Source organism: Campylobacter sp. BCW_6873 (assembly GCF_001762365.1).
Classification (GTDB): Bacteria; Campylobacterota; Campylobacteria; order Campylobacterales; family Campylobacteraceae; genus Campylobacter_D; species Campylobacter_D jejuni.
Window position 1 is genome coordinate 1 of sequence record NZ_MJWS01000038.1, and the last position, 2,699, is coordinate 2,699.

The window sequence follows — 2,699 nt, forward strand, 5'->3', positions numbered from 1 at the left end:
CAAGATTTATTCGATGTTTTAAATGAAGATTTTACCAAAGAATATGAATTCATAGATAGTCCTACTTTAGATGATATGGTAAAACACAAACAAAGTGATGAAGTTTTTAAAGTGTTTTATAAAAAAGATGATAAAATAAGATTGCTTAGAGTTAGCAATATGCAAGCTTTAAATCGTTTTGATAAACTTAAAGGTGCAATGACAAAAATAATTTTAGATAGTGGTTTTAAACCTGATAAATAAAAAGGATTAATATGTGTAAAGATCAAGAATATATAGAGCAAAGAAAGGTTTTATGGGAAAAAAGTTTTGAAGCCTTTAAAGATGATAAAGTGTATCAAAAAGAACAGCTTGAACTTGCAGAAGCAGGAATTAATGATGGCTTAGAGGAGGATTAATTATATAATTAGCCATATATTTATATTAGTTTTTTTAAAAAACCGTTTTTACTATTCTTTAATCTTTTATATTGTATTTTGATTGTCTTATTTATGTAATTTTATATATAAAAAAAGTTTTTTCCAATTTTACAACAAAACCCTTTATGGTATAATAAAAATAAAAATTATATAAGAAAGGATACAAATGGCTATAAAAATTGAAATTAGCGGATTTGATAAGGATTTTTTACCTGTTTTTGAGAGTTTAGCTAAAAGCTTATCTCAAAAGCCTATTTTATCAATGTTTTTTCTTGTTTTTTGAGCAAAAACTTACGCATACCCTTTTTTCATTTTTTGTTTCTTTAACCTCTCAAAAAAAATTTGTGCCTCATTAAAACTTGGAAATACATTATTTTTTCTTCCTGTACAACTTTTAAAACGCACATTTCCGTAAACTCTCTCAACCATATATTCCTCAAATAGAGTGGCAATAATTTCTATGCTATAATAGCGAATGTTTCCTTTCTCAGTTATTCTGTGCAACAAAACATTATTCATAAAAAAACCTAATTAAAAATTATTTATTTTATTCAAAAAATCATTTTTAAACATTTTTTCTATAGCAAGCTTAATCATTTGATTAATTTTCTCATTTTCTTTATTTGTATTAGAAATTTCATCTTTGTAAGTAGGAATCATCATTTCTATCATTTTTAATGTTTTTTCATCAAATAATACTCTTTTTGGAATTAATATTTCATTTTTTTGAATATTTTCATTATTTATTGCATTTTTTTCCATTTTTATCCTTTATTTGTTAAAATATATAAATTATACCATAATTTTAATAAAAAATTGTATAAATAGACAAATAATGCAAAAATATAAATATTTTTATGGTATAATTTAAAATATATAACATAATCTTATATCAAAATAAGCCTATTAAAATATATATTTTGATATTAACACAAGCAAATAAATATAACATAATGTACCATTATGTTATAAAAAAAAGGATATAAATAAAATGAAACTTAAAAATACTACAATAAGCGAAGATTTAGAGCGTTGGATAGAAGCTTATTTGAAACATATTCAAGCATTATCCTATTCAAATAATACTTTTTTACTTTATAGGCGTATTTTACTAGAATTTGTAGAATATTCTTTAAATTATCAAGATGAAATGCAAATAAACGATATAAAAACGACTTTTTTAGTCAATTTTCTTAATTATTTAGAAAATAATTCAAAAAATGGCAATAAACTATCAAAAAAAAACAAAAATAACTTATTTGAGAGTATTAACTAGCTTTTTTTATAAGCGATAATAATGATGATTTGTTTATTTTTTCCTTTGATATGAAGAAAATTAGATTTAGAACAGAAAAATCAGAAGAAAAATTAAATTATCTTAATGAAAATGAAATTATAAGGCTAAATAATGTTTTAGAGAAAGAAAAAGCAAAAAAAGAAGTTTACAATAGTTTTAGAAAAAACTTATGCTTTATGGAGGACTTAGAATTTCTGAAGCTTTAAATGTAAAACTTTGTGATTTTGAAGAGGTTGATGATGAAATATTAAAAATATCCATAATAGGCAAGGGCGGTAAAGAACAATTTGCATTTATTAAAAAAGAAGAAATTGAAGACGAGCTTGAATATTTTAAAGAAAATATCCAAGATAGTGATTACATAATGCAAACTAGCACAGGAAAACATTTAAATAGAAGCAATGCTTTTTTGATTGTAAATAATATTTACGCTAAAGCTTTGATCAGCAAAAAAGGACTTCATTTGCTTAGACACACTTTAGCCATGAGATTAACAGCCAAAGGAACAAATCTTGTGGTCATACAAAAAATTCTAAGACATGCAAATCTAAATACTACAACTATATATGCCAAAGCAACAAATGATACAATAAAAGCTGCGTTATCGAATAATTAATTTTTCTAAAATTGAGTATTTGCATAGACTTCAAGAAGAAGTCTATGTGTTTAAAATTGTTCTAATAAAAGTTTAGGTTCTCCGCCAAGTATTTTGATGAAATTTGCAATTCTTGATTGTATTATTTCTACGGAATACATACCTCCTAAACCGCCTAAAGCATAAAATAATTCTTCGAAAATGTCTTCTTTGTTAAATTCAAGTTCTTCTATATCAATAAGATCAGGAGTTCGGCTACATTTTTGTAAATTTTGATATATTTTGACTAAAATCTTGATTTTTTGTAGATTACTTTCAGCCTCTAAATAAGAATTTAAGTGTATTATTAGGGTTTTTATGAGTTTTTCTCTATTTTCTTTATTTTCAA

At 23.6% G+C, this 2,699-nt stretch carries 5 protein-coding genes and 1 pseudogene; 3 read left to right on the forward strand and 3 right to left on the reverse strand.

The window, feature by feature from the left end:
* The coding region (locus tag AJ932_RS01945; protein ID WP_002871600.1) for a hypothetical protein at positions 1-243 on the forward strand (243 nt) is incomplete at its 5' end.
* A gap of 11 nt (positions 244-254) precedes the next feature.
* Complete coding sequence (locus AJ932_RS10470; RefSeq protein ID WP_002807233.1) at positions 255-398, forward strand: hypothetical protein; 144 nt, start codon at positions 255-257, stop codon at positions 396-398.
* Positions 399-710: 312 nt separating this feature from the next.
* On the opposite strand, the gene AJ932_RS01950 is transcribed toward AJ932_RS10470, so the two are convergent.
* Together AJ932_RS01950 and AJ932_RS01955 are read right to left on the reverse strand one after the other, a co-directional pair.
* Positions 711-938, reverse strand: a complete 228-nt coding sequence (locus tag AJ932_RS01950) for a WGR domain-containing protein (protein ID WP_002799350.1) — start codon at positions 936-938, stop codon at positions 711-713.
* Positions 939-950: 12 nt separating this feature from the next.
* A complete protein-coding gene (locus tag AJ932_RS01955) occupies positions 951-1,181 on the reverse strand; it encodes a hypothetical protein (protein WP_052950071.1) in 231 nt (76 codons plus the stop codon).
* A gap of 229 nt (positions 1,182-1,410) precedes the next feature.
* Here AJ932_RS01955 and AJ932_RS10945 point away from each other — a divergent pair.
* Positions 1,411-2,332, forward strand: a pseudogene (locus AJ932_RS10945) (tyrosine-type recombinase/integrase).
* 50 nt (positions 2,333-2,382) lie between these two features.
* On the opposite strand, the gene AJ932_RS01970 reads toward AJ932_RS10945, so the two are convergent.
* The gene (locus tag AJ932_RS01970) at positions 2,383-2,670 is read right to left on the reverse strand and encodes a hypothetical protein (RefSeq protein ID WP_173405599.1); all 288 of its coding nucleotides are present in this window, start codon (positions 2,668-2,670) and stop codon (positions 2,383-2,385) included.
* Positions 2,671-2,699 lie beyond the last annotated feature (29 nt).

Coding starts and splice junctions, on each gene's coding strand:
- AJ932_RS01950 (WP_002799350.1), bottom strand. CDS start 938: ATGAATAATGTTTTGTTGCACAGAATAACTGAGAAAGGAAACATTCGC.
- AJ932_RS10470 (WP_002807233.1), top strand. CDS start 255: ATGTGTAAAGATCAAGAATATATAGAGCAAAGAAAGGTTTTATGGGAA.
- AJ932_RS01955 (WP_052950071.1), bottom strand. CDS start 1,181: ATGGAAAAAAATGCAATAAATAATGAAAATATTCAAAAAAATGAAATA.